We start from the raw sequence: 24,767 nt of genomic DNA on the forward strand, positions 1-24,767 counted from the left end.
GAGCGTTCAGACGAAGTGGAAGTGCAGGTAATGGTCCACCAGCAGGGCGGCGAAGAGCAGCGAAAGGTACAGGATGGAATAGCGGAAAGTCTTGCGCGACAGCAAATCGCTGTACTCGCGTTTGAGCGCCCAGGCGTAGGCGATGAAAATGCCGTCGAGCACCACCGCGCTGGCCAAATAGATCAGGCCGCTCATGCCCAGCACATAGGGCAGCAGCGTCACCGCGCTGAGCAGCAGGGTGTAGAGCAGAATCTGCGTACGGGTGAACTCGGAACCATGCGTGACCGGCAGCATAGGCAGTCCGGACTTTTTGTAATCTTCCACCCGGTAAAGCGCCAGCGCCCAGAAATGCGGCGGCGTCCACAGAAAGATGATGAGAAACAGCAGCATGGCGTCGACCGAGACGTTGCCGCTCACTGCCGCCCAACCCAGTACCGGCGGCATGGCGCCCGAGGCGCCGCCAATGACGATGTTCTGCGGCGTGGCCGGTTTGAGAAAGATGGTGTAAACCACGGCATAGCCGACGAAGGTGCCGAAGGTCAGCCACATGGTCAGCGGGTTGACCTGGGTGTAGAGCAGCCACATGCCGGCGGCGCACAGCACCCCAGAAAACGTGATGATGACAGGCGCGCTCAGTTCGCCATTGGCCGAGGGCCGCCAGGCGGTGCGGCGCATCACCGCATCGATCTTCTGCTCGACCAGGCAGTTGAACGCGGCGGCGGCGCTGGCCACCAGCCAGATGCCCAGCGTACCGAACAACACCGGCTGCCAAGCCGGCAGGGTGGGCTCGGCGAGAAACATGCCGATGACCGCGCAGAACACGATCAGCTGCACCACGCGCGGCTTGGTCAGCGCGTAAAGCTGCGACGCAACTCGCAGGGGGCTGGGGGTGTTGTTGAGAACTTGATGATTCATGAGAGTCTCCTGAAGCGGGCCTCAGAGGGTGTGAATGAATCCGGCGTGGCCGAGCAGCGCGTCCAAACGCCCCCGATCAAGGCGCAAAGCACAGCCGTGCCCGTCGGCACGGCGCTCAATTACGACACCGAGTGCAACGCCGAGCGGGGGTGTTTGGGCGCGAGGAGCGGTCATGGCGGATTTGTTCACACCCTCTCAGTGCTTCGGCAAGGGATGGGGCGGCGTCACTTTGACGAAGGCCGAGCCGAGCGATTCCGAAGGCGCTTGTTGACGCGCGGTGGCGCTGACGCGGTAAATCCCCATGACGAGCAGCAGCATCAGGACGGCTGAGCCGCCGTTATGCGCCACGGCGACGATCAGGGGATGTCCCTCGGTGACCAGCACGATGCCGAAAACGACTTGCAGCACCACGGCAATTGCAATCCACATCGCCAGACGGCGCAATGCTGTAAAACGCCAGAGCGCCGCCACGGCCGCAAACACCGCCGCGGTGGCGACGATGGCGAACAGGCGGTGCCCCCATTGAATGGCCACCAGCGCGGCCTCGGTGATCGGCTGGCCGTCACCGGTCAGACCTAGGTGGCGCCAAAGCGTGAAACCCTGCGCCCAGTTGGCATTGGGGTCGAAACTTCCATTGCAGGTAGGAAAGCCGCTGCAGGCCAGCGCGGCGTAGTTGGTACTCGTCCAGCCGCCGAGGAAAATCTGAATGCCGACCGCGATCATTGCGATCCACAGCAAAGCGCGCGTGAGCGTACCGGCGTTCACGCTCACCAAATCTGCCCGGTTTCGCATCCAGAACCAGGCCAGTAGCGCCAGCAGGATGACTCCCCCCATGAGATGCAGGGTGACGATCAGGGGAATCAACTGCATGGTCACCGTCCATTTACCGAACAGGCCTTGCAGGATCACCCAGAAAAAGAGCACGATCGGCAAGCCGAGCTTGATGTCTTCTCCATGTTTTTTCGCCCAGATCGCCCGGGCCAGCAGCACCATGATCAACGTGCCGATAATGCTGCCGGCGTAGCGATGGATCATTTCCACCCAGGCTTTGAAGGGGCTCACATAGCCCTGGGTGCCGCCTTGCTCTTCTACCGCCTGCGCGATCTGCTCATGCGCCTGCAGCGGCGTGAACTTGGCATAACAGCCGGGCCAGTCGGGGCAGCCCAGGCCGGAGTCGGTCAGGCGCACATACGAGCCGAACATCACCAGATCGAGGGTGAGAAACACCAGTACCGCGGTGAGCTTGGACCAGCGCATTTTCAGCCCCATCCAGAACACCCCGGCCAGCACCAGCACCCACACCAGCGCCTGCACCCAGTGCAGAGAGAACTGCCAGATGGCATTGCTTGCGACACTCATTGGACGGGCTCCACATGCTTGAACTTGATACCGGCGTTGTTGTAGAGCAGCTTGGCGAGCACACGCCGCATCCGGGTGGGATCGGGGTTGGCCGGAAACTGCATCATCAGGTGGCCGAACGGATCGACTAGCCACGTCGGCCCCTGCAAGCTGCCGTCTTTGTGAGGCAGCCAACTGGCCAGTTGTTGCGGGTTGCCGCGCAAGATCAACGTTCCTTCGGCCGGCTCCAACACGCCTGGGTTGATCGGCGCATTGTCCGTCACCAGCCAGACGCGCACGACCTGGTCGCGGTTATCGCCCTGGGCGATGCGGATCTGCCGCATGTAAAACAAGGATTGTTGGCACTCTTTGTCGCAGGCGCCCGGCGCTGCCATCACCATCAGCCAGTAGCCCTCGAGCCGTTTCAGGCTGTAGGGTTGACCGTCCAGCGTTTTAAGGCCCAGATTCAAGGGAATCGGGCGCTGCGGCTCGACCAGACTGCCGTATGGCGGCTTGCCCGCAGGATGGACGACGTAAAACAAAAAAAACGCGGCCACGATGGGCGCTGCCGCCATGGCGAACAACAGCCACAGCGTCAACATCGACCGCGGTTTGCGCACAGGCGGCTGGGCGGAGGGGGGCAGGCTGGAGGTCAAGGGGGAGCTCACGGTCGGGGCATCAAGTCAAAGGCGTCGAAACAATCAATCGGTCAATTAAGGGCTGAACGTGCGGTCACAGCACATGCGGTGCAGTCGGGCCTTCGGCGCCACGCTTTGACTTGGTCTTGCGCAAACGCTGAAAGACAAAATACAGCAGTAACACCACACCCGTGGCACTCATGCCAAACCACTGCGCGGCATAGCCATAGTTGGTGCCGACTCCGGTTTTCGCTGCGGGCCACTGCCTGCCAAGGCCATCGTGCAGATCGCCTGACTGTCTCAACACGAAGGGCAGAAGCTTGATGTGATGAAAGTCCGCGTACTTCTGCAGGTTGACGTTCTGGCGTATGACCTGGCCCGGCGGCTCGGCAAAAAACGAAAACCATTCTGATGGCGGCGGGGCAATAAGTCCATCGATCACTGTCAATCCTTGAGGCGTTTTATAGGGCTTGATCAAGTCCATCGCCTGAAAATTTCGCGGCACCCATCCGCGCAGTACCATCAAATAAGTATCGCTGTCTGCGAGCTTCAACGGCGTCAGCACCCAGAAGCCCACCTGCTCGTTCTGCTGTCGGTTCTGCAGGTAGATCGTCCACTGCTCGGCAAACACGCCACGCGCTTCAGCGCGCCGCCAGACATCGCGACTGAGCCGAACTCCGGCCTGACCGATCTGCAGCGGATGCGCCTTTTCGCGCTGATCCATCTGCAAATTGAGCGCCTCTTTTTCGTGCGCGCGGCCCAGTTGCCAAAATCCGAGCGACGTTGTCACTCCGATCACCAACAGCCCCAAAATGATGATCAGCAACTCTTTGGGGCCAAAGGCTTTCTCAGACATCAGCATGCCGGAATCTGAGGTAATCTGTTTAGACATCTGCACAAGCCCGCACCATGAAAATCCTGATCCCCATCGCCTTCCTGCTCATCATCGGCAGCCTGTTTTCCGGCCTGTTCTTTGTGATGAAGGATAAGGGCAAAAGCAATCGCGCTGTGTACGCACTGACTTTCCGGGTGGGATTCTCGGTCTTGCTTTTTTTGATTCTGATCATCAGCTACAAGATGGGGTGGATACACCCACATGATGTCGGGCAATAACCCGAACAAAAAATGCGCCGCAACGTGCGGCGCATTTTTTTGCTGAGTGGAGCTTAGAGCCAGTAAACCAAGACGTACAGCAGCAACCAGACCACGTCGACGAAGTGCCAATACCAGGCGGCGCCTTCGAAGGCGAAGTGATGATCTGCGGTGAAATTACCCCTGATCAAGCGAACCAGCACTACGGACAACATGGTCGCACCGAGAAACACGTGGAAACCGTGAAACCCGGTCAGCATGAAAAAGGTCGAACCGTAAATACCTGATGTCAGTTTCACACCCTCAACGGTGTAAGCGTGGTGATACTCATAGCCCTGCATGAAAAGGAACAACACACCAAGCGCAATCGTCAGTGACAGCCAGAAAATAGCCTTACCGCGATGCGATGCCCGCAGCGCATGGTGAGAAATGGTGAGCGTGACGCCAGAACTCAGCAGCAGTGCGGTGTTGATGGTCGGAATAGGCCAAGGGCCTAGCGCCTCATGCAAGGACGGAATCAAGCCGCCCGGACCGGTGGACGGCCAGGTTCCCGTGAAATTCGGCCACAGAATCTTGCTGTGCAGAGCCGAGAGATCCGGCAGAGAAAATTCGCGTGAGTAATACAACGCGCCAAAAAACGAGGCGAAGAACATCACCTCGGAGAAGATGAACCAGGCCATGCTCCAGCGAAAGGAGGTATCGACGCGTTGGCTATGTTTGCCGCCCTCGCTCTCACCGATCGCCTGACCGAACCAGTGATAAACGACATACACCAGCCAGAGGAAACCGGCCAACAACAGCCACTCCATGTGCTGTACGCCATTGAACCAGAGCCCTGCGCCAAACGCCATCGCCAGCAAACCCGCCGCCGTCAGCAGGGGATATGCGGAAGGCCCAGGCAGAAAATAGCCATGGGGCTGGGTTGTAGATGCCATATTGCCTCCTGTTATGTGCGCGCCGCGCTTGAAATCACTAAATTAACGATCAATATCAGTCCGACCACAAAGACCAAAGCAGCCAATAGTCCTGCCGCAATGATATGCTCGGGTTTTGCATTCTGAAAATCTTTACTTCGCTCACTCGATTTGCGTATTCCGGCAAAAGACCAGAGTACGGCAACCAATGCGCGCAGGAAAGAAGGCTGAGAAGGTGAGCTCAACGCATATTTCCTTGATGAAGAGAGAGCGACAGCACACCAGTACTGATGGCCTGTCGCTCTCGTTCGTCAAAAACCGAGAACCTGTGCCTTGATCAGATAACCGAAGTAAATCGCCAAGGCAATACTGACCATAATCATCGCCGTTTTGAAATTCTGGCGGCGTTTTTCGGGAGGAAGTTGGCGATTACTCATATCTGATCTCAGTTATAACCCAGCACACGGGTGGCATCGGCATTCAGCTTGGGAGGGGTTTCATAAGTGTGGAACGGCGCCGGAGAGGGAACTTCCCATTCCAGACCTTCCGCACCTTCCCAGGGACGTTGAGGGGCTTTTTCACCCTTGCCGCGCAACACTGGAATCACCACTGCGAACAGGAAGTAAGCCTGTGACAGACCAAACAGCCAGGCGCCGATGGTGGATATCTGGTTGAAGTCGGTGAACTGCACCGGGTAGGCCACATAGCGACGCGGCATGCCAGCCAGACCCAGGAAGTGCTGCGGGAAGAAAGCGATATTGAACGAGATCATCGAGGTCCAGAAATGAATCTTGCCTGCGGTCTCGTTGTACATCACACCCGACCACTTGGGCGACCAGTAATAGAAGCCCATGAAGATACCGAACAGCGAACCTGCGACCAGCACGTAATGGAAGTGCGCAATCACGAAGTAGGTGTTGTGCACCTGCGTGTCGATGGGCACCATGGCCAGCATCAAGCCAGTGAAACCGCCCAGGGTGAACACGAAAATGAAGCCCACGGCGAACAGCATGGGAGTTTCAAACGTCATGGAACCGCGCCACATGGTGGCCACCCAGTTGAACACCTTCACGCCCGTGGGAACGGCGATCAGCATGGTGGCGTACATGAAGAACAACTGTCCGGTCGTGGGCATGCCCGCGGTGAACATGTGATGCGCCCAGACCAGGAAGGACAGAATGGCGATGGAGGCCGAGGCATACACCATCGAGCTGTAGCCGAACAGGCGCTTGCGGGCGAAGGCCGGGATGACGGAGCTGACAATACCGAAGACCGGCAGAATCATCACGTACACCTCGGGGTGGCCGAAGAACCAGAACAGATGCTGATAGAGCACCGGGTCACCGCCGCCTGTGGCACTGAAGAAACTGGTGCCGAAGTGGCGGTCTGTCAGGGTCATGGTGACGGCGCCAGCCAGCACCGGCATGATGGCCAGAAGCAGGTAGGCGGTGATCAGCCAGGTCCAGACGAACAACGGCATTTTCATCAGCGTCATGCCAGGGGCGCGCAGATTGAGAATGGTCACGATGATGTTGATCGAACCCATGATCGACGAAGCGCCCATGAGGTGGATGGCGAAAATCACCAGATCCATGCCCATGCCTTGCTGCAGGGTGAGCGGGGCATACAGCGTCCAGCCCACACCCGGTGCGCCGCCTGGCACGAAGAACGAAGCCGTCAGCAGAATGCCTGCGGGAATCAGCAGCCAGAAGCTGAGGTTGTTCAGCCGCGGGAAGGCCATGTCGGGGGCACCGATCTGCAGCGGAATCATCCAGTTGGCAAAGCCCACCAGCGCGGGCATGACCGAACCGAAGATCATCATGATGCCGTGCATGGTGCCGAAGGCGTTGAACAACTCAGGGTTCAGCAGCCAGACATACGGTTTCCACAACTCGGTGCGAATCGCCAGGGCCAGAATGCCGCCCTCGAACAGCATCCACAAGGCAAACAGCAGATACATCGTGCCGATGTCTTTGTGGTTTGTGGACATCAGCCAACGGCGCCAGCCGTGCGGATGTTCGTGGGCATGATCACCGGCGTGAGCCGATGGCGGTGCGTGATCGATGACTGCGCTCATAGTGCTTTCCTTTCCTGCCATTCCAGAAAATGTTGATACTTCGTTCTAAACTCGGCTGCTTTTAGGGTTTGTCTCTCACCACACCGGCTCAGGTCTTGCTGGGCGCCGCGCCGTCGGCTGGCGGGGTGCTGTCGGGATGCGCCTTTTTCCACTGCGCGACCCATTGCTCGTATTCGGGCATAGTCACGACCTTGATCACGATGGGCATGAAGGCGTGGTATTTGCCGCAAATCTGGGCACACTGCCCGTAGTAGGTGCCGGTCTTTTCGGCGGTGAACCAGGTCGAGCGGACGAAGCCGGGAATCGCATCCATCTGCACACCTAGCGAGTTGACATAGAAACCATGCAGCACGTCATCCGAGGTGGTGACAATCTTGATTTTTTTATCCACCGGCACGACCAGTTCGTGATCGACGGCCAGCACGAAGTTGCTGGGCAGATCCTTGCCTTCGTAGATTTCCGAATAAGGCGTGGTCAGCGTGGACCAGAAAGAAATGCCCTTGCCCGGACCGGCCATGTAGTCGTAGCCCCACTTCCACTGCGCGCCCGTCGCCTTGACGGTCATGAAGGAGTCGCTGTGGTTTTCCTGCGCGATCACGGTACGGGTCGCCGGAATCAGGATGGCAATCACGATCAGAATGGGGATAATCGTCCAGGCAATCTCGACCTTGGTGCTTTCATGGAAGTGGGCCGCCACGGCACCCTTGGATTTGCGGTGTTTGTAAACCGAATAGAACATCGCCCCGAACACCACGATACCGATCCCCAGGCAGACCCAGAGCATCATGTCCATCAGGAATTTTTCCTGCTTGGCGATGGGCGAAACCGGGTTCTGGAAATACAGCCCCAGCACCTGCGGCCCACCCGGCAGACTTTCCACTGCGGCATGGGCCGCGCCCATGACGCCCAGCAGCGATGCTGCGGTGGCCAGACGGATTTGATGTATTGCTTTCATGTCGCCCCACTCTAAGAATTGGTCTCGTCCCTAAAACACTTCAAAGGGCCCGCAACGCGGCCCTCAAATCTTTTGCCAGCACGGCACGCCGCTCGGGGCGCGAATACCGGCCGATGTAAACCGTACGACCAGCCGAAGACACTTCAACCAGCCCGCTTTCTGGCAGCGACACCCGCACCCAATGCGGATTGAAGCTGACCGACTGCACCACACCCGCGTTTTCCCACTCGACCTGCAACTGCTGCGTCGACAGACGCACTCGTTCGCGGTCCGTGGCATGACGCCCATACACCACCAGCGCCAGCGCCACCGACCCCAGCTCAATGCCGGTGAACGGCAACACCAGCGACCCACCCACGTCCCACGCGATAGACGCCACGATCAGCGACACCACGCACAGCGAGGCGTAAAACACAATCAGCTGTCGCGGCGACATAGAGCAGTTGCGGCGGAACACCCAGTCGCGCATCCAGCCCTCGCCTGCCTCCCGATCAGGCGCTTGACCAGACGACTGCTCAAGCGCCACCCCAGCCTCGGCTGCAGGGACATCCTGCGGCGGGAGGTTGGGTGCGCTTTGCGGAAGATCAGCGTGGTGCATTTGCGTCAATCGGGGTCACAACCCGGCATCTGCGCCAAGCCATGACGGGTCTATATGAGTGAGCGATTATAGGTGCGACAGAATGACGCATCGAAAATCACGGCATCAGTTGATCTGATTTTGCGTGAGATCAAGATGGGCGCGTTACATTTCGATCCATCTATGTGACCGCCATCCATCGCGACGATTTGACGCAGTTTTAGCCCCGATGGGTACGGGTCGGCAATCCGGGTTGACGCGCAGTGTTGCGCAATTGCTCGACGCCGAAAGTGGCCTCTCCAGCCCGTGCCCGCTCGGTGCGCGGGCTGTGGCATTCAGGGCATCGACCAACGCCTGCCAGGCCCGCGGCGTGCGCAGGCCCCGCGAATGCGCGGCGTGAGGCACGGCGCCGAGGGCACGCAGCTCGGTCAGCGCCGCCTGCGCCGACGGCCAGGTCATGCGCACCATCTCCATATCCATCACCGGGTCGGCAAAACCGGCCTGCACCAGTTCGTCGCCCAGGTCGTGCATGTCGGTGAACGCCATCGGCTGCGAGGAATGGCCGAGGGTGCGGCATACCTCGCCAAGCTCCTTGAGCGTGTCGGGCCCGAAGGTGGTGAAAAACAGCGCCCCTTCGGGCTGAAGCTGCCGCCGCCAGGCTTCGAGCACCCGCATGCGGTCATGGTGCCAGTCGAGATAGAGGTTGGACCACAGCACGTCGGCCTGCGCGGGATATTCGGGGTCTGCCGCATCCACCGCCTGCACTTGCACCCGGCTGGGCCGCCCGAACCAACGCGCCAGCCCCGCACGAGCAAACCGCTTCGAGGCCAGTTGCGCCAGCAGGGGCGAGGGCTCGTAGCCCAGAATCTGCGCGGCGGGATACTGCTTTTGCAGCAAGTCGAGCCCATCGCCCCAGGCACAGCCCGCGTCGAGCACGCGCTGCGCCTGCGCCCGCAGCAAAGGCAGACGTTCGGCCATGCGGCGCGCGGCTTCCTGCCAGATGTAGGGCGCGGGCCAGCGCGCCAGGCGATCACGCGCGCAGGCCGCAGCCGCCAGCCAGCGGGCCTGTTGTTGTGCGGCAAGGAATTGATCGGGGCGATCCATCAGCTTTATTCAAGGGACTGCGACGAAGGCGGCGACACCGCAGGCGCGGGCGATATAGTGCGGCGATGTCCGCACTTGAGCGCCCTATTTTGCCTGCCTCGCGCTGGTCTGCGCTCTGGCCCGGTCGCTGCGCCCATTGCGACGCGCGCAGCAGTCAGCCGCTGTGCGACGATTGCCTGCATGAAGACCTGCCCCTGCGTCCACGCTGCCCGCGCTGCGCGGTGGCGGTGGCGCACGACGGGCAGGTCTGCGGCCAATGTCTGCTGCACCCCCCGCTGTGGGCGGGCGCCATGGCGCTAGGCGACTATCGATTTCCCAACGATCAGTTCATTCTGCGCATGAAGTTCGGCGCAGAACCCGCGCTGGGCCGGTGGTTTGGCGACCTGCTCGGTGCGCGCTGGGCGCAAGGCGACATGCCGCTGCCCGACCATATTCTGCCCATACCGCTTTCGCGCGAGCGCTTGCTGGAGCGCGGCTTCAACCCCGCGTGGGAAATGGCGCGGCGCATCGCTGCCACGCTGAACCGCCCTGGCAATGCCTACGCGCTGCAGCGGCTGCGGCATAGCGCCGCGCAAAGCAGCCTGCCGCTGCACGCGCGCAGCCGCAACATCCGCGGCGCCTACGCCTGCGATACACGCTGGGATGGCCAGACCCTGCTGCTGGTGGACGATGTGATGACCTCCGGCGCCACGCTGCATGAAGCCACCCGGGTGCTGCTGCGCCAGGGCGCCGCTGCGGTCTGGGTCGCCATCGCCTTGCGCACTCCTCGCGATTCCGCTCCCTGATCTTCCGCTGATCTTCCGCATTGTGACCCATGTTCCACATCGTTCTTGTCGAGCCCGAAATTCCGCCCAACACCGGCAATGTCATCCGCCTGTGCGCCAATACCGGCTGCACCCTGCACTTGGTTGAACCGCTGGGTTTTTCGCTGGATGACAAACAGCTCCGCCGCGCCGGGCTCGACTATCACGAATACGCCACGCTGCAAACGCACGCCAGTTGGGACGCGTTGATTCAAACGCTGCAGCCGCGCCCCGAGCGCCTGTTCGCCTTCACCACGCGCGGTAGTCGGTTGATCGGCTCAGTGCGCTTCGAGCCGGGCGATTGTTTTGTCTTCGGCGCCGAAACCCGCGGCCTGTCCGATGCGGTGCGCGAGCAATTCGCCCCGACGCAACGGCTGCGACTGCCCATGCGCGAAGGCCAGCGCAGTCTCAATCTGTCGAATTCGGTCGCTGTCGCCGTGTTCGAAGCCTGGCGGCAGAACGGCTACGCCGGTGGAATTTGAACTCAGGTGATGGACGAGAAGTCGGGTTTGCGCTTTTGCAAAAACGCCATCATCGCCTCGCGCGCGGCCGGTGCGCCGAGTAGCGCCTGAAACACCGCCTCCTCCGAGCGCATGCGCGCCAGCACGGCCTGCGGCCCCTGATCGCCCAGGCCTTTGAGCAGGCGCTTGGTCGCCCGCACCGAGGGCGCAGGCAGACGAGAGAATTTTTCGGCCTGCGCCACGGCAAATTCACGCAGATTTTCGATAGGCAGCACGCGGTTGACCAGGCCCATGCTCAAGGCCTCGGCAGCGTCGAACGGTTCGCCCAGCAAGAGCTTTTCCGCCGCGCGCTGGTAACCGGCGATCTGCGGCAGCAGCAGGCTGGACGCCGCCTCGGGGCACAGACCCAAATGCACGAAGGGCAGCACGAACTGCGCGCCATCGGCGGCATAGACCAGATCGCAATGCATCAGCAGCGTGGTGCCCACGCCGACGGCAAAGCCTTGGACGGCTGCGACCAGCGGTTTGTCCAACCCGGCGAGATGGCGCAAAAACTGCAGCACCGGCGCCTCCTCGCCCTGCGGCGGTGCGGAGAGAAAGTCCTGCAGATCGTTGCCCGCGGTGAAGCTGCCACCTTCGCCTGCGATCAGCACCGCCTTGACATCCGCGTCGGTCGCAGCGCGTTCGAAGGCCTCGTTGGCCGCCTCGTACATCGCCAGGGTCAGCGCATTCTTTTTTTCGGGGCGATTGAACACGATGTGCAGCACCCCGCTGCGCAATTCCACCTGCATCTGACTCATGATGTTGTCTCCCAATTAAAAACCCGGGCGCGTCAGCCCGGGCCTTGGCCGAAGGGCTGCAAACGGCTGCGATCAGACGTTTTCGAAAATGCCCGCAGCGCCCTGCCCCGTGCCGATGCACATGGTCACCATACTGTATTTCGCTTTACGGCGACGCATGCCGTAGATCGCCGTGGCCGCGCGAACCGCGCCGGTGGCGCCCAGCGGGTGGCCCCAGGCGATGGCGCCGCCCAGCGGGTTGAGCACTTCGGGGTTGATGCCCAGATCTTTCACCACGGCGAGCGACTGCGCGGCGAAGGCTTCGTTGAGTTCGATCCAGCCGATGTCGTCGAGCTTGAGCCCCGCTTTGTCCAGCGCCGCAGGAATGGCGAACTTCGGGCCTATGCCCATGATCTCGGGCGGCACGCCGCGCACGGCAAAGCTGACGAAGCGCGCCAGCGGCACGAGGTTGAACTGTTTGAGAATCTTCTCGCTCACCAGAATGAGCGCGCCCGCGCCGTCCGAGGTCTGCGAGCTGTTGCCCGCGGTCACGCTACCCTTGGCCGCGAACACCGGCTTGAGGCGGGCCAGCGCTTCGAGCGTGGTGTCGGCACGCGGACCTTCGTCCACGGTCATCTTGCGGGTCTTGATGTCCACCTCGGCGGTGCCCAGGCGGGGAAACTTTTCAACGATGTCCAGCGGGGTGATTTCTTCGTTGAACTCGCCTGCGGCAATGCCGGCCAGCGCCTTCTGATGCGAGGCCAGCGCGAAGGCATCCTGCTCCTCGCGGGTCACCTTCCATTGCTGCGCCACCTTCTCGGCCGTCATGCCCATGCCGTAGGCGATGCCCACATGCTCGTTGTTGGCAAAGATGGCCGGATTGAAGCTGGGATGAAATCCGCCCATGGGCACACGGCTCATGCTCTCGGTGCCCCCGGCGATCATCACATCGGCCTCGCCCAAGCGGATGCGGTCTGCCGCCATCTGAATGGCCGTGATGCCCGACGCGCAGAAACGGTTGACGGTCACGCCGCCCACCGTGTCGGGCAGGCCGGACAGCAGCGCGCCGATGCGCGCCACATTCATGCCTTGATCGCCCTCGGGCATGGCGCAGCCGATGATCGCGTCTTCGATCAGCTTGGGATCGAGGTTGGGAACCTGCGCCAATGCCGAGCGGATGACGTGCACCAGCAGGTCGTCGGAACGATAGTTTTTCAGCAGCCCGCGAGGGGCCTTGCCCACCGGGGTGCGGGTGGCGGCAACGATGTAGGCGTCTTGAACTTGTTTGCTCATGTTGTTCTCCTGGTGGCGGATCAGTTACGCACCGGCTTGCCGGTCTGCAACATGCCCATGATGCGTTCCTGGGTCTTGCCCTGGCCGAGCAGTTCGCAAAAGTGCTTGCGTTCCAGCGCCATCAGCGTGGCTTCGTCGGCCGGGGCGCCTTCTTCCACATCGCCGCCGCACAGCACGGTGGCGATGCGCGTGGCGATTTCGTCGTCGTAGGCGGAGATGAAGCCGCCGTCGCGCAGGTTGACCAGTTGCGCGCGGATGGTGGCGATGCCGTTACGTCCGAGCACCGGAAAAGTCTGGCCCGGCATCGGCGGACGATAGCCCGCGTCGAACATCGCCCGCGCCTGACCCACCGCCACATGCAGCAGTTCGTGGGCATGCATGACGATGGCGTCGCTGGGCAGCAGATAGCCCAGATTGCGGCTTTCCAGCGCCGACTTGCCCACTGTGGCCATGGCCGCAGCCTGGAAGCCCGTCTTGAGGAAATGCAGAATGTCGCCGCCCTGCGCCTGCTCTGCGGCACGACGGGCCAGGTAGGTGAGGCCGCCGCCGCCCGGAATCAGGCCCACGCCCATTTCCACCAGGCCCATATAGCTCTCGAAATGCACCACGCGTTTGGCGCAGTACACGCTCAGCTCAGTGCCTCCTCCAAGGGCGATGCCGCTGACTGCGGCCACCACGGGCACCTGGGCGTAGCGCAGGGTGAGCATCAGATCCTGCAACTTCTTTTCTTCCGGCTCGATGGCCTTGGGGCCACCGGCCATGAAGGCGGGCATCATCGACTGCAGATCGGCCCCGGCACTGAACGGCCCGCCCGACAATGAGGTCGGCTGCCAGACCACTACGCCCTTGTAGCGGCCTTCGGCCAGTTCCACCGCCTGGTGCAGACCGGAGATGACCCCGGGACCGATGGTGTTCATCTTGGTCTTGAAGCTGACGACCAGCACGTCGTCGGCGCCGGGCGCCGTCCACAGGCGGATCGACTCATCTTCAAAAACGGTGCTGCCCGCCGCGCGTGGGTCGGGGGCGTTCTCGCCCAGCACGGCCTGCTTGAACGGCTGGCGGGCATAGACCGGCAGCTTCGAGCGGCCGATGTAGGCGTTCTTCGCCGCCGAGTAGGAGCCCTCGGGTTTGTGCACACCGTCCACCTGGCCCACCCAGGCGGGCAGCGGTGCGCTGCACAGCGTCTTGCCTGCGGCGATGTCTTCGCTGATCCAGTCGGCGATCTGCTTCCAGCCTGCAGCCTGCCAGCTTTCGAACGGGCCTTCGTTCCAACCGAAGCCCCAGCGGATGGCGAAGTCGAGATCGCGGGCGTTGTCGGCAATGTCGGCCAGATGCAGGGCCACGTAATGCCACACGTCGCGGAAGATGCTCCACAGGAACTGCGCCTGCGGATTGCTCGATTCGCGCAGCAGCTTGAATCGCTCGGCCGCGGGTTTTTTCAGCATGCGCGTCACGATCTCGTCTGCCTTGCCGCCGCCAGGCACATAGTCGCCCTTGGCGGGGTCGAACTTCAGAATGTCGCGCCCGACTTTTTTGTAGAAACCGGCGCCACTCTTCTGCCCCAGCGCGCCATTGGCGACCAGCGTCGCCAGCACGGGCGGGGTGGCATAGAGCGCGGCGAAGGGGTCTTTATCCGCGGGCAGGGTGTCCTGCATGGTCTTGATGACGTGGGCCATGGTGTCCAGGCCGACCACGTCGGAGGTGCGGAAGGTCGCGCTCTTGGCGCGGCCCAGTTTGCTGCCGGTGAGGTCGTCGATGACGTCGAAACCCAGACCGAATTTCTCACCCTCTTTGATCACCGCCAGAATGGAGAACACGCCCACGCGGTTGGCGACAAAGTTCGGCGTGTCCTTGGCGCGCACCACGCCCTTGCCCAGGGTGGTGGTGAGGAAGGTTTCGAGCCGGTCGAGAATGGCGCCGTCGGTGTCTGCGGTGGGGATGAGTTCCACCAGATGCATATAACGCGGCGGGTTGAAGAAATGCACGCCGCAGAAGCGGCGGCGCAATTCGGCGTCGAAGCCTGCCGACAACGCGGTGATCGACAGGCCCGAGGTGTTGGAGGCGAAGATGGTGTTCGCGCCCAGATGCGGCGTGACCTTTTTGTATAGATCGTGCTTCCAGTCCATGCGCTCGGCAATGGCCTCGATCACCAGATCGCAGCCCTGCAGCAGTTCGAGATCGGTCTCGTAGTTGGCTTCGGTGATCAGGCCGGCCTCGGCCGCGTCGCCCAGCGGCGCCGGGCTGAGTTTCTTGAGGTTGGCCACGGCCTTGGTCACGATGCCGTTCTTGCTGCCTTCTTTGGCAGGCAGGTCGAACAGCACCACCGGCACCCGGGCGTTGATGCAATGGGCGGCGATCTGCGCGCCCATCACACCAGCGCCGAGTACGGCGACTTTGCGGATGTGTATCGTCTGTGTCATGTCAGCTCCTTCGGGGGATTCAGGCGAACACCGCCTCGGTGTCCATCAAGTTCTTTGCGCCGCTGCGCGCCATGCGGATCGCGGCGGCGGATTCGGGATACAGGCGTCCGAAGTAAAAGCGCGCCGTCTGCAGCTTGGCTTGGTAGAAGGGCGAGTCGTCGCCTTCAGCAATCTTGCGCTGCGCCACCTGCGCCATGCGGGCGAAGGCGTAGGCAAACACCACATGACCGGCCACGCGCAAATACGGCACGGCGGCCGCGCCGACTTCGTCCTTGTCGGCCATGGCCTTCATGCCGAGTTCCATGGTGAGTTTTTGCACCTTGTCGGCCAGATCGGCCAGCGGGTTGACGAACTCCTGCATGGCCTCGTTGACGCCTTCTTCTTCGATGAAATCGGTGATGATCTTGCCGAACTTGCGCAGCCGCGCCCCGCCGTCCATCAACACCTTGCGGCCCAACAGGTCGAGCGACTGAATGGTGTTGGTGCCCTCATAGATCAGGTTGATGCGGGCATCGCGCACGAATTGCTCCATGCCCCATTCGCGGATGTAGCCGTGCCCGCCGAACACCTGCAGGCATTCGTTGGTGGCCTGCAGACCGTTGTCGGTGATGAAGGCTTTGACGATGGGGGTGAGCAGCGAGACGAGGTCGTCGGCGTCCTTGCGCACCTCGGCGTCCGGGTGGTGCAGCGACTGGTCGAGCAGCAGCGAAATCCAGTAAGCCAGAAAACGCCCGCCTTCGGCCCAGGCGCGCGCGGTGAGCAACATGCGGCGCACGTCGGGGTGCACCAGAATGGGATCGGCCGGTTTGTCGGGCGCCTTCGGCCCGGTGAGCGCACGCATCTGCAGCCGGTCGCGGGCGTAGGCCAGCGCGTTTTGATACGCCACTTCGGTGAGGCCAAGCGACTGCATGCCCACGCCGAGCCGGGCGCCGTTCATCATCACGAACATGGCCGCCAAACCCTTGTTGGGTTCGCCCACCATCCAGCCGGTGGCGTCTTCGAGGGTCATCTGGCAGGTGGAGTTGGCGTGAATGCCCATCTTGTGCTCGATGCCGGAGCAGAAAATGCCGTTGCGCTCGCCCACGCCCGCATCGGCGGTCGGCACGAACTTGGGCACGATGAACAGCGAAATCCCCTTGCTGCCTTCGGGCGCACCTGGCAGCTTGGCCAGCACCATGTGAATGATGTTGTCCGCCAGGTCGTGTTCGCCGCTGGAGATGAAAATTTTCTGTCCGGTGAGCTTGTAGCTGCCGTCGGCCTGCGGCACGGCCTTGGTGCGAATCAGGCCGAGGTCGGTGCCGCAATGCGGCTCGGTCAGGCACATGGTGCCGGTCCATTCGCCCGCAACCAGCTTGGGCATGTAGAGCGCCTTCTGCTCGGCGCTGCCATGCGCGTTCAGCAATTCGGTCACGCCCTGCGTCAGGCCGGGGTACATGGTCCAGGCTTGATTGGCGGCGTTCTGCATCTCGTGCACCGCGCTGCCCACCAGGTGCGGCAGGCCCTGGCCACCGAATTCGGCGTCCGCCGTCAGCGAAGTCCAACCGGCCTGCACGAACTGATCCCACGCCGCCTTGAAACCCTTGGGCGTGGTCACGGTGTGCGTGGCGGCGTCGTAATGGCAGCCCTCGGCATCACCGCTGGCGTTGAGCGGCTGCAGCACTTCGCTGCAAAACTTGCCCGCCTCTTCGCACACTTGGTTGATCAGGTCGGCATCGACCTCGGCATACGGCGGCAGCTCTTTGAGCAGGGTGGTGGCGTCGAGGACTTCGTGCATGACGAACTGCATATCGCGCAACGGCGGGGTGTATTGGGGCATAACTGTCTCCTGAAAATCGTGAATCGAAAAACGGGCTGAAAATGGACTGGAAACGCGCTCAATGGGGTGCGGAGTCGCTTGCGGGGTGCTCCTTGGCCAGACAAGGCAAAAGCAGGGGCAACCCTTCGGGCGTGGCGTGGTCGCGCAGCAGCGCATCAAGACTGCGGCAGGCCAGCTCCAGGCTGTTGGGCAACCTGAGCAGCCGGGCATCGTGATGCAGCGCCAGGATGTAGCCGTGAATCTGGAACATGAGCTGTTGCGGATCGGTGTCGGGCTTGAGATGGCCCATTTCGATGGCCTGCACGATGGCGCGGCGCACCGCGTCGTGCCAGGTCTGGATCATGGCGACCAGCGCATCGCGCACCGTGCCCGGGCGGTCGTCGAATTCGACCGCGCTGGAGATGTAGATGCAGCCGGTCTCCATTTCCACGCTCACCCGCTGCAGCCAGCGCTGCACCATGGCCGCCAGACGCGGCATGCCGCGCGGCTGCTCGATGGCGCGGTAAAACACCTCTTGCTCGAACTGGTCGTGATAGTGGCGGATAACCGCGATCTGCAACTCTTCGCGCGAACCGAAATGCGCGAACACCCCTGATTTGCTCATTTCCATCCGGTCGGCGAGCACCCCGATGGACAAACCCTCCAGGCCGATGCGCCCGGCCATCTGCAGCGCGCAGTCGATGATGGCCTGCCGCGTCTGCCGCCCCTTGGCCGAACCGCTGCCGACTGGCTCAACTGGCGGGCTTGCGCTCACGCCGCGCTTTGCCACCGCTTTTACCGCCGTTTCGGAGCCCGCCGTGCGGTGCGGCGTTCGGCGCGGAGAGATTGGGGAGTGGCTGGCGGTCATTTTTGTCGTGTGCGGGAGGGGTTGATAAAAAACGAACGGTCGTACTATTTCCGATTCTCGGCACTTTGTCAACCGCAAACTGCGATCAGGGGATTTGCCGCCTAAACTCGCGGACTGACTCCCTGACTTCAAAAACCGTCGCCATGCCCGACTCTTCCAACGCAGTCTCCGCCCAAGACACCGTCGTGCGCTCCGCCTGCCCGCACGACTGCCCCGACACCTGCGCCCTGCTCGTCACCGTGCGAGATGGCGTGGCCATCAGTGTGCGCGGCGACCCCGACCATCCCACCACGCACGGCGCGCTGTGCGCCAAGGTGTCGCGCTATACCGAGCGCACCTATCACCCGGACCGCTTGCTGCAGCCGATGAAGCGAGTCGGCCCCAAAGGCAGCGGCCAGTTCGCCCCGGTGAGCTGGGACGAAGCGCTGGACGACATCGCCGATCGGCTCAAGGAGATTGCCGCCCGCGACCCGCAGGCCATCCTGCCCTACTCCTACGGCGGCACGCTGGGTTTCGTGCAGAGCGAAAGCATGGCGGCGCGCTTTTTTCACAAGCTCGGCGCCAGCCTGCTCGACCGCACCATTTGCTCCACCGCGGGCGAGGCCGGACTCAAGGCGGTCATCGGCGGCAAGATGGGGACGGACGTCGAGCAGTTCGAACACAGCAAGCTCATCCTCATCTGGGGCAGCAACAGCATCACCAGCAATCTGCATTTCTGGACTTACGCGCAGCGCGCCAAACGCAATGGCGCCAAGCTGGTGTGCATCGACCCCTGGCGCAACGACACCGCCGAGAAGTGCCACGACCATGTGCAACTGCGCCCCGGCACCGACGCCGCGCTGGCCTATGCCTTGATGCACGAACTCATTGCGCACGACTGGCTCGATCACGACTACATCGCGCAGCACACCGTGGGCTTCGACGCCCTGCGCGAACGCGCGCTGGAGTGGCCGCCCGAGCGCGCCGCCTTGGTCTGCGGTGTGCCCGCCGAGCAAATTCGCCAACTGGCGCGCGACTACGGCACGCTCACCCCGGCGGCCATCCGCATGAACTACGGCCTGCAGCGCGTGCGCGGCGGCGCCAATGCGGTGCGCGCCATTGCCTGCCTGCCGGCGCTCGTGGGCGCCTGGCGGCACGATGCCGGCGGGCTGCTGATGTCGAGCTCCAGTCATTTCGCCGCCAACGGCGCCGCGCTGGAACGTCCCGATCTGCTGGCCGGACGCGCCCCGCGCACCCTCAATATGGTGACCATCGGCGACGATCTGCTGCGGCCGGGCTCAGCCGAATTCGGCCCGAAAGTCGAAGCCGTGATCGTCTACAACAGCAATCCGCTCGCGGTTGCGCCCGAAGGTGACAAGGTGCGCGCCGGGTTCGCCCGCGACGATCTGTTCACCGTGGTGCTGGAGCACTTCCAGACCGATACCGCCGACTACGCCGACTACCTGCTGCCCGCCACCACCCAGCTCGAACATCTCGACGTGCACAAGGCCTACGGCCATCGCTACTGGATGGCGAACAACGCCGCCATCGCCCCGCTGGGGCAGGTCAAGCCGAATACCGAAATCTTCCGGTTACTGGCCGCGCGCATGGGCTACACCGACCCCTGCTTTGCCGAGAGCGATGAGCAGATCGCAGCGCAAGCCATCGCCCCCGATCCGCGCAACGGTGGCATCACCTGGAAGCAATTGCGGGCCAGCGGCTGGGCCAAGCTGCCCGGCGCCGCCGCGCCGTTTGCGCAGGGCGGCTTTCCCACGCCTTCGGGCAAGTGCGAATTCTGGTCACAACGCGAAGCGGATGCCGGGCGCGACCCCTTGCCCGAGGTGCTGCTGCCCTACGAATCTGTCGCCTCTGCACCAGACCTTGCCACGCGCTACCCGCTGGCGATGATCTCGCCCCCGGCGCGCAACTTCCTCAACTCCAGCTTTGTCAACGTCGACAGCCTGCGCAATCTCGAAGGCGAACCGCTGCTGCTGCTCCACCCGGATGATGCTGTAGCGCGCGGCATTGCCGACGGCCAGATGGTGCGCACCTTCAACGACCGCGGCGCCACCCTCACCCGCGCCCGCCTGAGCTCGCGCACCCGCCCTGGCCAGATCGTCGCTTTAGGCATCTGGTGGCGCAAGCTCTACGCCGATGGCAACAACGTCAATGCCCTCACCCACCAGCGCCTGACCGATCTGGGCAATGGGCCGTGCTTCTACGACTGCCTGGTGGAGGTAGCCGCAGCGTGAGCGAGTCAGCGCCGCTGCGCTTTGACGCCGAAAACACCTTCGCGGCATTCGAAGGTCTTTGGTGCTCGGGCCAGCTCAGCGTCGCCGACATTGCCCGCCTGCCTGCTCTGGGCGTGGCCACGGTCATCAACCTCGCGCTGCCGACGTCTTCCAAGGTCTTGTCCGGCGAAGCCGAGCAGGTGACGGCCTTAGGAATGAACTATGTGCACATCCCGGTGCTGTGGGGCGCGCCGAAACCTGTGCAGTTTGAGCAGTTCGCCGGGGTGATGGCTGCGCTCGGGCAACAACCTGTCTGGCTGCATTGCGCAAAAAATATGCGGGCCTCGGCCTTCGTCTATCTCTACCGCCTGCTCATTCGTGGCGAAACTGAAGAACAAGCGTCGTGGCCGATGTCGCAAATCTGGACACCGAACCCGGTCTGGCAGCAGTGGATCAGCGCAGTGCGCGCGGCACACTGCCGCAGCACAGCGCACTGAATCTCTGCCAAGCGTCGAAACCGCGCTCAAACCCCCGCGCGCTTCATCGACGCCAGGAAGGTCTTGGCATCCTCGAAGCCCACCACGCGGCCCACTTCCTTGCCGCTCTTGAAAAAGATGATGCCCGGCGGGCCGAACAGTTGGAAACGCTTGAGCAACGCCTTGTCGTCAGCGGTGTTGTTCGTCACGTCGGCCTGAATCAGCGTAAAGCCCGCCAACTGTTGCGCCACTGCGGGATCGGTGAAGGTGAAGTGCTCCATTTCCTTGCACGACACGCACCAATCGGCGTAGAAGTCGAGCATCACGGGCTTGCTGCTGCTGGCGACCACACGGTCGAGATCAGCCACCGTGTGAATGCGCTGAAACTGCACCGCAGGCGCGGCGCTCACCGCCCCCGCTGTGCCGCCGCCCAGCCCGGCGAGCGGCTGCAGCAGATTACGGTTGCCCGCCGCCAGACCGACAATCAGCGCCGCGCCCGCCACGGCCAACGCCACACCAAAGCCCTTGAACAGCCGCTTCCAGCCGGAAACCTCATCGGGCAGCCGGTCAAACACTCGCAGGAAGCTGGCGCTGATGAGCAAAAGCAGCGCCCACAGCACCATCAGCAGCCAGGTCGGCAGAACCGGGGCGATCATGTACAGCGCGGTGGCGATGAGCAGCACACCGAAAAAGGCCTTGACGCCATCCATCCATCCGCCCGCCTTGGGCAGCAAAGTGCCCGCGCCCAGACCGACCAGCAGCAAGGGCACGCTCATGCCCGCCGCCAGCGAGAACAGCGCCACCCCACCGATGAGCGCGTTGCCGGTCTGGCTGATGTAGAGCAGCGCCCCGGCCAGCGGCGCGGCCACGCAAGGCCCGACGATGAGCGCCGAAATGCCGCCCATGATGAAAACCCCGGCGAAGTGTCCGCCCTGCATCTTGTCGGAGGTGGATGACAACTTGCTCTGCAGACTGCTGGGCACTTGCAGTTCGTAGAAACCGAACATCGACAGCGACAGCACCACGAGCAACAAGGCGAAGACCGACAGCACCCAGGGGTTCTGCAACGAGGCCGCCAGCCCTTGGCCCAGCAGACCGGCCGCCACGCCAAAGGCCGTGTACACAATGGCCATGCCCAGCGAATAAGCCACGGCCAGGGCGAAGCCGCGCCCCCGGGACACTTTGTCACCCTGCCCCACGATGATGCTCGACAGAATGGGAATCATCGGCAGCACGCAAGGCGTGAAGGCCAGCAGCAGACCGAACACCAGGAACATGGGAATGATGCTGAGCAGGCTGCCCGACGCCAGCGCCTGACCAATGCGCGACGAGTCGCCACCCTGGGCGACAGCGGCCGCAGCAGCCGAGGCGGCGACGGCCGATGCCGTTGCAGCCGGAGCTGGCGCGGTCGTGGCAGAGGCCGAGGCCGCCGCCGGTTGTGCTGCGCTGGCGCCAGCCATCAAGCCCTGTACCAAGCCGCTGGCTCCGCTGCCGCTTGCCGCGGGTGCGCTACCGCTTTCGTCATCGGGTTCGGAAATGCTCACCGTTCCGTTGCCGCCAAACCCGCTAAGACTGACGGTGGCGAGCTTTTCGATTGGCGGATAGCAAAGCCCCGCGTCGGCGCAGCCCTGATAAGTCACCAACATCTTGAAGGTGGCCGGTGCCTTGAGCACGGGCAGGGGAATCGGCACTAGTCCGCGGTAGTGAAACACCTCGTGGCCGAGGTTCTTATCGAAAATTTTGTGCGCCGGAGGAAATTCTGGCTTGCCGAGTTCCACGCCCGGTGTCTGCGACTCGAAATGAAACCGCTCCTGGTACAGGTAATACCCGTCGTGCGCCTTGAACTGCAGCAGCACCGTCTTGGCATCCTGCACTTTGGCGGTGAACTGGAAGGCTTCGTCCGGGGGCAGGAAATCGGCCTGCTGAGCGTGCGCCACGGGCTGCAAAACGCCGGCCCAGACCAGGAAAAAGCCCAGCAGAGCACGACTGAGCCCTGCCCAGAAACGCGGTGCTCGCGAAGTGGATGGAATGCTGTGGCGCATGAACGGTCTCCCTTGTCTTATCGTTTGGTCGCGTGCCGCGTGAAATCCTGACAGCCCGTCAGGCGTCGCGCATCGCGTGGAAGTTGAAATATAAGTCCAGTGGCATATTTGAATGCCTTAGGGCTTGCCCTGCTGCACTCGCTGAATTACCCGGCATCGACGCTGGGGGGCTCTCAGGCCCGAAAGCGTCTCTGCGTCAGCGTGCGCGCCACCCACCAAGCCAGCAGCAAATCAAACACCAGCACGGCCAGATGCAGCCCCGCCTTCGGGTCGAATTGTCCGAAAAACAGCGGGCGCACCAGTTCGACTGCGGCGTTCAGGGGCAGCACCTGCGCCAGCCACTGCAGCGGCTGCGTCAGCGCGGTCAGCGGAAAATAAACGCCGGACAGAAACGTCATCGGCGTGAGCACCAGGGTGAAGTAGTAGGTGAAAAAATCATAACCGCGCGCCTTGGCGTTGACGATGAGACCGATGGCGGAAAACACCAGCCCGGTGAGCAGCAGCAAGGGCAGCGCGATGAGCAGCGTCCACTGCCGGCTGATGCCCAGGACCACGATGACCGCAAGAATGGCCACGCCGCTGAACACGGACTTGCTCGCCGCCCAGGTGAGTTCACCCAGCAGCACGTCGTCGAGAGAGGTGGGGGTGACGCGGATGGCGTCCCAGGTTTTTTGCACATGCATGCGTGAAAACGCGGAATATAGCGCCTCGAAACTCGCGGCCATCATCACGCTCATGCAGATCGCGCCGGAAGCGAGAAACTGGATGTAGGGCACGCCATGTACCGTGCCGACCAGGGCGCCCACGCCAAACCCAAAGGCCAAAAGGGTGATCAGAGGCTCCGCGATATTGCCGATCAGGCTGGGAATGGCGAGCTTCTTCCACACCAGAAAGTTGCGCTGCCAAATAGGGAAGAAGCGCCACCTGTGGCGCTCGAGCAGAGTGAGATCAGACATGGTGCATCGGCAGATCGGGCGCGCGCGTAGTCAATCGCGCAGTTGCCGCCCGGTGAGTTTGAGGAAAACGTCTTCGAGATTGGCGCGGCGGTGCAAAACCCTCAGGCCAGGCAGCGCCTCCAGCGCGCGCAAGGCCTCGGCGCCGTGCGTCATGTAGGCGAACAAACCATCTCCGCTGCGCTCCATGCGTTGCACATGCGGGCGCAGCAACTGCTCTGCGGCGTCGAGCCCCTCGCCGTCCATCTCGATGACTTCGGCTTCGACCTGGGCGGCGATCAAACCGCGGGGCGTGTCTTCCGCGATGCGGCGGCCGTGGTCGAGCACCAGAATGCGATGACACAGGCGTTCGGCCTCGTCCATGAAATGCGTCGTCAGCAGCAGCGATTTGCCTTGCGCGGTCAGCACTTTGAGGCGCTCCCAGATCAGGTGGCGGGCCTGCGGATCGAGGCCGGTGGTCGGCTCGTCCAGAAAGATCAGGTCCGGATCATTGACCAGCGCGCGTGCCAGACTCAGCCGCCGCCGCATGCCCCCGGACAACTCGCTGATGCGCGCCCGCGCTTTTGATTCGAGCGCGGCGAACGCCAGCAACTGCGGCAGACGCGGACGCAACTCGGCGTCGCGCAAGCCGAAGTAACGACCAAAGACCAACAGGTTTTCTTCCACCGTGAAGTCGGGATCGAGGCTGTCGAACTGCGTCACCACCCCCACACGCAGGCGGGCCTGCCGGGCCGCCTGCGGCACGGGCTGCCCCATCAGCCGAATCTGCCCGCGATCAGGCCGCGCCAGGCCGAGGCAAAGCTGAATGGTGGTGGTTTTTCCGGCGCCGTTAGGGCCGATGATGCCGTAACACTCGCCGCGCGACAGCCGCAGACTCAGGCCATCGACCACCTGCAGCTGCCCATAGCTTTTATAGACCTGATCGAGTTCAAGCAGCACGGAGGGTGCGGGTGTATCGGGCAGGCGGGCAGTGCTTTCTGGCATGGGGGACATGCTACGGGCTCGCTGTGAAAACTGCTTTGGCCATGAAAAACGCCAGCAACTGCTGGCGCTTTTT

The 24,767-nt window shown here is 62.6% G+C and carries 24 protein-coding genes; 5 read left to right on the plus strand and 19 right to left on the minus strand.

The window, feature by feature from the left end; translation table 11 throughout:
* Window positions 1–6 precede the first annotated feature (6 nt).
* The 4 genes from cyoE to B7X30_RS03745 form a co-directional block, all read right to left on the minus strand.
* Window positions 7–915 (minus strand): heme o synthase, encoded by a 909-nt coding sequence (gene cyoE / locus B7X30_RS03730; RefSeq protein ID WP_013106866.1) that lies wholly within the window; start codon window positions 913–915, stop codon window positions 7–9.
* A gap of 195 nt (window positions 916–1,110) precedes the next feature.
* Window positions 1,111–2,274, minus strand: a complete 1,164-nt coding sequence (locus B7X30_RS03735) for a COX15/CtaA family protein (protein ID WP_286729126.1) — start codon at window positions 2,272–2,274, stop codon at window positions 1,111–1,113.
* A complete protein-coding gene (locus B7X30_RS03740; protein ID WP_286729128.1) occupies window positions 2,271–2,921 on the minus strand; it encodes an SCO family protein in 651 nt (216 codons plus the stop codon). The genes B7X30_RS03735 and B7X30_RS03740 overlap by 4 nt, the downstream gene beginning before the upstream one ends.
* A 64-nt stretch (window positions 2,922–2,985) precedes the next feature.
* Window positions 2,986–3,783, minus strand: coding sequence for an SURF1 family protein (locus B7X30_RS03745; RefSeq protein ID WP_286729198.1), 798 nt, complete (start codon window positions 3,781–3,783; stop codon window positions 2,986–2,988).
* Between the two features lie 17 nt (window positions 3,784–3,800).
* Between B7X30_RS03745 and B7X30_RS03750 the strand changes: the two genes are divergently transcribed.
* Entirely contained in the window at window positions 3,801–4,004 is a 204-nt protein-coding gene (locus B7X30_RS03750) for a twin transmembrane helix small protein (protein ID WP_013106870.1), read from the plus strand.
* Window positions 4,005–4,057: 53 nt separating this feature from the next.
* On the opposite strand, the gene B7X30_RS03755 is transcribed toward B7X30_RS03750, so the two are convergent.
* The 7 genes from B7X30_RS03755 to B7X30_RS03785 all read right to left on the minus strand — a co-directional run bounded on the left by B7X30_RS03755 (window position 4,058) and on the right by B7X30_RS03785 (window position 9,610).
* Window positions 4,058–4,918: a cytochrome c oxidase subunit 3 gene (locus B7X30_RS03755; RefSeq protein WP_013106871.1), complete on the minus strand. Its 861-nt coding sequence runs from the start codon at window positions 4,916–4,918 to the stop codon at window positions 4,058–4,060.
* 11 nt (window positions 4,919–4,929) lie between these two features.
* On the minus strand, window positions 4,930–5,142 hold the full coding sequence (locus B7X30_RS03760; protein ID WP_013106872.1) for a DUF2970 domain-containing protein: 213 nt from the start codon (window positions 5,140–5,142) through the stop codon (window positions 4,930–4,932).
* Window positions 5,143–5,208: 66 nt separating this feature from the next.
* Window positions 5,209–5,334, minus strand: a complete 126-nt coding sequence (locus tag B7X30_RS03765) for a hypothetical protein (protein ID WP_013124088.1) — start codon at window positions 5,332–5,334, stop codon at window positions 5,209–5,211.
* Between the two features lie 8 nt (window positions 5,335–5,342).
* Window positions 5,343–6,974, minus strand: coding sequence for a cytochrome c oxidase subunit I (gene ctaD / locus B7X30_RS03770; RefSeq protein ID WP_013106873.1), 1,632 nt, complete (start codon window positions 6,972–6,974; stop codon window positions 5,343–5,345).
* An 88-nt stretch (window positions 6,975–7,062) separates the two neighbouring features.
* Window positions 7,063–7,929, minus strand: coding sequence for a cytochrome c oxidase subunit II (gene coxB / locus B7X30_RS03775; protein ID WP_013124090.1), 867 nt, complete (start codon window positions 7,927–7,929; stop codon window positions 7,063–7,065).
* Between the two features lie 40 nt (window positions 7,930–7,969).
* Entirely contained in the window at window positions 7,970–8,527 is a 558-nt protein-coding gene (locus B7X30_RS03780) for a DUF2244 domain-containing protein (RefSeq protein ID WP_286729133.1), read from the minus strand.
* 144 nt (window positions 8,528–8,671) lie between these two features.
* Window positions 8,672–9,610 (minus strand): methyltransferase domain-containing protein, encoded by a 939-nt coding sequence (locus B7X30_RS03785; protein WP_286729135.1) that lies wholly within the window; start codon window positions 9,608–9,610, stop codon window positions 8,672–8,674.
* 65 nt (window positions 9,611–9,675) lie between these two features.
* Here B7X30_RS03785 and B7X30_RS03790 point away from each other — a divergent pair, with 65 nt between their 5' ends.
* Window positions 9,676–10,395, plus strand: coding sequence for a ComF family protein (locus B7X30_RS03790; RefSeq protein WP_286729136.1), 720 nt, complete (start codon window positions 9,676–9,678; stop codon window positions 10,393–10,395).
* A 29-nt stretch (window positions 10,396–10,424) separates the two neighbouring features.
* Entirely contained in the window at window positions 10,425–10,895 is a 471-nt protein-coding gene (trmL, locus tag B7X30_RS03795; RefSeq protein WP_286729137.1) for a tRNA (uridine(34)/cytosine(34)/5-carboxymethylaminomethyluridine(34)-2'-O)-methyltransferase TrmL, read from the plus strand.
* A 2-nt stretch (window positions 10,896–10,897) separates the two neighbouring features.
* Here the strand turns inward: trmL and B7X30_RS03800 are convergent, their stop codons facing one another.
* The 5 genes from B7X30_RS03800 to B7X30_RS03820 form a co-directional block, all read right to left on the minus strand.
* The gene (locus B7X30_RS03800; protein WP_286729139.1) at window positions 10,898–11,674 is read right to left on the minus strand and encodes an enoyl-CoA hydratase; all 777 of its coding nucleotides are present in this window, start codon (window positions 11,672–11,674) and stop codon (window positions 10,898–10,900) included.
* A 72-nt stretch (window positions 11,675–11,746) separates the two neighbouring features.
* Window positions 11,747–12,946: an acetyl-CoA C-acyltransferase gene (locus B7X30_RS03805; protein WP_286729140.1), complete on the minus strand. Its 1,200-nt coding sequence runs from the start codon at window positions 12,944–12,946 to the stop codon at window positions 11,747–11,749.
* Between the two features lie 20 nt (window positions 12,947–12,966).
* Window positions 12,967–15,366: a 3-hydroxyacyl-CoA dehydrogenase/enoyl-CoA hydratase family protein gene (locus B7X30_RS03810; RefSeq protein ID WP_286729142.1), complete on the minus strand. Its 2,400-nt coding sequence runs from the start codon at window positions 15,364–15,366 to the stop codon at window positions 12,967–12,969.
* Between the two features lie 19 nt (window positions 15,367–15,385).
* On the minus strand, window positions 15,386–17,182 hold the full coding sequence (locus B7X30_RS03815; protein WP_286729143.1) for an acyl-CoA dehydrogenase C-terminal domain-containing protein: 1,797 nt from the start codon (window positions 17,180–17,182) through the stop codon (window positions 15,386–15,388).
* A gap of 58 nt (window positions 17,183–17,240) precedes the next feature.
* Window positions 17,241–17,936: a TetR/AcrR family transcriptional regulator gene (locus B7X30_RS03820; RefSeq protein WP_286729145.1), complete on the minus strand. Its 696-nt coding sequence runs from the start codon at window positions 17,934–17,936 to the stop codon at window positions 17,241–17,243.
* Window positions 17,937–18,172: 236 nt separating this feature from the next.
* Between B7X30_RS03820 and B7X30_RS03825 the strand changes: the two genes are divergently transcribed.
* Both B7X30_RS03825 and B7X30_RS03830 read left to right on the plus strand, forming a co-directional pair.
* Complete coding sequence (locus B7X30_RS03825; protein WP_286729147.1) at window positions 18,173–20,260, plus strand: molybdopterin-containing oxidoreductase family protein; 2,088 nt, start codon at window positions 18,173–18,175, stop codon at window positions 20,258–20,260.
* Entirely contained in the window at window positions 20,257–20,736 is a 480-nt protein-coding gene (locus B7X30_RS03830; RefSeq protein ID WP_286729149.1) for a protein tyrosine phosphatase family protein, read from the plus strand. The genes B7X30_RS03825 and B7X30_RS03830 overlap by 4 nt, the downstream gene beginning before the upstream one ends.
* Window positions 20,737–20,762: 26 nt before the next feature.
* Here the strand turns inward: B7X30_RS03830 and dsbD are convergent, their stop codons facing one another.
* The 3 genes from dsbD to B7X30_RS03845 form a co-directional block, all read right to left on the minus strand.
* Window positions 20,763–22,757, minus strand: a complete 1,995-nt coding sequence (gene dsbD / locus B7X30_RS03835) for a protein-disulfide reductase DsbD (protein ID WP_286729150.1) — start codon at window positions 22,755–22,757, stop codon at window positions 20,763–20,765.
* Between the two features lie 173 nt (window positions 22,758–22,930).
* Window positions 22,931–23,713 (minus strand): ABC transporter permease, encoded by a 783-nt coding sequence (locus B7X30_RS03840; RefSeq protein WP_286729151.1) that lies wholly within the window; start codon window positions 23,711–23,713, stop codon window positions 22,931–22,933.
* Between the two features lie 30 nt (window positions 23,714–23,743).
* Window positions 23,744–24,694 carry an ATP-binding cassette domain-containing protein gene (locus B7X30_RS03845; protein ID WP_465020118.1) on the minus strand — a complete coding sequence of 317 codons (951 nt, stop codon included), beginning with the start codon at window positions 24,692–24,694 and terminating at the stop codon, window positions 23,744–23,746.
* Window positions 24,695–24,767 lie beyond the last annotated feature (73 nt).

It is taken from the genome of Thiomonas sp. 13-64-67, from assembly GCF_002282795.1.
Classification (GTDB): Bacteria; Pseudomonadota; Gammaproteobacteria; order Burkholderiales; family Burkholderiaceae_C; genus Thiomonas; species Thiomonas arsenitoxydans.

Coding starts and splice junctions, on each gene's coding strand:
- cyoE (WP_013106866.1), bottom strand. CDS start 915: ATGAATCATCAAGTTCTCAACAACACCCCCAGCCCCCTGCGAGTTGCG.
- B7X30_RS03735 (WP_286729126.1), bottom strand. CDS start 2,274: ATGAGTGTCGCAAGCAATGCCATCTGGCAGTTCTCTCTGCACTGGGTG.
- B7X30_RS03745 (WP_286729198.1), bottom strand. CDS start 3,783: ATGTCTAAACAGATTACCTCAGATTCCGGCATGCTGATGTCTGAGAAA.
- B7X30_RS03750 (WP_013106870.1), top strand. CDS start 3,801: ATGAAAATCCTGATCCCCATCGCCTTCCTGCTCATCATCGGCAGCCTG.
- B7X30_RS03755 (WP_013106871.1), bottom strand. CDS start 4,918: ATGGCATCTACAACCCAGCCCCATGGCTATTTTCTGCCTGGGCCTTCC.
- B7X30_RS03765 (WP_013124088.1), bottom strand. CDS start 5,334: ATGAGTAATCGCCAACTTCCTCCCGAAAAACGCCGCCAGAATTTCAAA.
- ctaD (WP_013106873.1), bottom strand. CDS start 6,974: ATGAGCGCAGTCATCGATCACGCACCGCCATCGGCTCACGCCGGTGAT.
- coxB (WP_013124090.1), bottom strand. CDS start 7,929: ATGAAAGCAATACATCAAATCCGTCTGGCCACCGCAGCATCGCTGCTG.
- B7X30_RS03780 (WP_286729133.1), bottom strand. CDS start 8,527: ATGCACCACGCTGATCTTCCGCAAAGCGCACCCAACCTCCCGCCGCAG.
- B7X30_RS03785 (WP_286729135.1), bottom strand. CDS start 9,610: ATGGATCGCCCCGATCAATTCCTTGCCGCACAACAACAGGCCCGCTGG.
- B7X30_RS03790 (WP_286729136.1), top strand. CDS start 9,676: ATGTCCGCACTTGAGCGCCCTATTTTGCCTGCCTCGCGCTGGTCTGCG.
- trmL (WP_286729137.1), top strand. CDS start 10,425: ATGTTCCACATCGTTCTTGTCGAGCCCGAAATTCCGCCCAACACCGGC.
- B7X30_RS03800 (WP_286729139.1), bottom strand. CDS start 11,674: ATGAGTCAGATGCAGGTGGAATTGCGCAGCGGGGTGCTGCACATCGTG.
- B7X30_RS03805 (WP_286729140.1), bottom strand. CDS start 12,946: ATGAGCAAACAAGTTCAAGACGCCTACATCGTTGCCGCCACCCGCACC.
- B7X30_RS03810 (WP_286729142.1), bottom strand. CDS start 15,366: ATGACACAGACGATACACATCCGCAAAGTCGCCGTACTCGGCGCTGGT.
- B7X30_RS03815 (WP_286729143.1), bottom strand. CDS start 17,182: ATGCCCCAATACACCCCGCCGTTGCGCGATATGCAGTTCGTCATGCAC.
- B7X30_RS03825 (WP_286729147.1), top strand. CDS start 18,173: ATGCCCGACTCTTCCAACGCAGTCTCCGCCCAAGACACCGTCGTGCGC.
- dsbD (WP_286729150.1), bottom strand. CDS start 22,757: ATGCGCCACAGCATTCCATCCACTTCGCGAGCACCGCGTTTCTGGGCA.
- B7X30_RS03840 (WP_286729151.1), bottom strand. CDS start 23,713: ATGTCTGATCTCACTCTGCTCGAGCGCCACAGGTGGCGCTTCTTCCCT.
- B7X30_RS03845 (WP_465020118.1), bottom strand. CDS start 24,694: ATGCCAGAAAGCACTGCCCGCCTGCCCGATACACCCGCACCCTCCGTG.